The organism is Streptomyces sp. NPDC002130 (assembly GCF_040296465.1).
In the GTDB taxonomy this organism is placed as follows: Bacteria; Actinomycetota; Actinomycetes; order Streptomycetales; family Streptomycetaceae; genus Streptomyces.
In genome coordinates this window covers 1-1,022 of sequence record NZ_JBEOXI010001290.1, presented here as the reverse complement: position 1 = coordinate 1,022, position 1,022 = coordinate 1, and the positions used below count along the sequence as shown (strand labels likewise).

The following is a 1,022-nucleotide window of genomic DNA, read 5'->3' as shown; positions in this document are numbered from 1 at the left end:
CTCCAGGTCCCGAACCTGATCTACACCGACGGCCCGGCATTAGTCTGAGTACGGTCCGGTGCTGTCACTCTGCGCGTATCAGGGGAGAACAACGAGATGAGACCACTTCGATACTCGATCAACGTCACCCTCGACGGCTGCTGCCATCACGAGGCGGGGCTTCCACCCGACGAGGAGTCGATGCGCTACTGGACCGCTCAGATGGAACGAGCCGATGCTTTGCTGTTCGGCCGGGTGACCTACGAGATGATGGAGTCGGCGTGGCGGCGGCCCGCAACGGGGGCGTGGCCTGACTGGATGGACGAGTGGGAGATCCCGTTCGCCGAGGCAATGGACCGGGCTAAGAAGTACGTCGTGTCGAGCACGCTGAGCGGGGTCGATTGGAATGCCGAACTCGTGCAAGGCGACTTGGGGTCAGCGATTCAACGGCTCAAGGAGCAGCCCGGCGAAGGTCTGTGGGTTGGCGGCGTGACACTCCCCCTGGCATTGGTAGACCTGGGGCTGATCGACGAGTACGAGTTCGTTGTGCAACCGGTCCTTGCCGGACACGGACCGACGTTGCTCGCCGGTCTGCACGAGCGCATCCAGCTTGAGCTCGTCGACCGCCACGAGTTCCAGTCGGGTGCAGTCGCCGTGCGATATCGGCCCACTCAAATACCGACTTGATGTGACCGACTAATGCGAACATTCTGCTCCCACCACCGGAATCAAGTGGTGAGGCATCGCGGGCCTCCTACAAAAAGTGTGGATGGATTGACTTGTTCCACTGGAAATTCGGGTCTGGACTCGATCGCTGGGTGTTGATTCACGTCGGTTGGCTGACACTGGTCCGCCCGTTTTCGATGTGCCCGACGAGTACGCGCCTGAATTCAGGATCTTCGTCGACTGTCACGGTGGCCTGATACCAACCGTCCACCGACATCACCGTCCACCGACCGCGTGCCCCGGCAGCGAGTTTTCGTCGGTCCCCGTCCACATTGACCGACAGTGCACGACTTCCGGAATTTGTCGCGGACAGCATG

General features: G+C 61.1%; 2 protein-coding genes. One reads left to right on the top strand and one right to left on the bottom strand.

Going from position 1 to position 1,022, the window contains the following annotated elements:
- Positions 1-96: 96 nt before the first annotated feature.
- Positions 97-666 carry a dihydrofolate reductase family protein gene (locus ABT116_RS50360; RefSeq protein ID WP_351648571.1) on the top strand — a complete coding sequence of 190 codons (570 nt, stop codon included), beginning with the start codon at positions 97-99 and terminating at the stop codon, positions 664-666.
- 139 nt (positions 667-805) lie between these two features.
- Here the strand turns inward: ABT116_RS50360 and ABT116_RS50355 are convergent.
- A partial coding sequence (locus ABT116_RS50355) for a phospholipase domain-containing protein (protein WP_351648568.1) occupies positions 806-1,022 on the bottom strand: 217 nt, incomplete at its 5' end.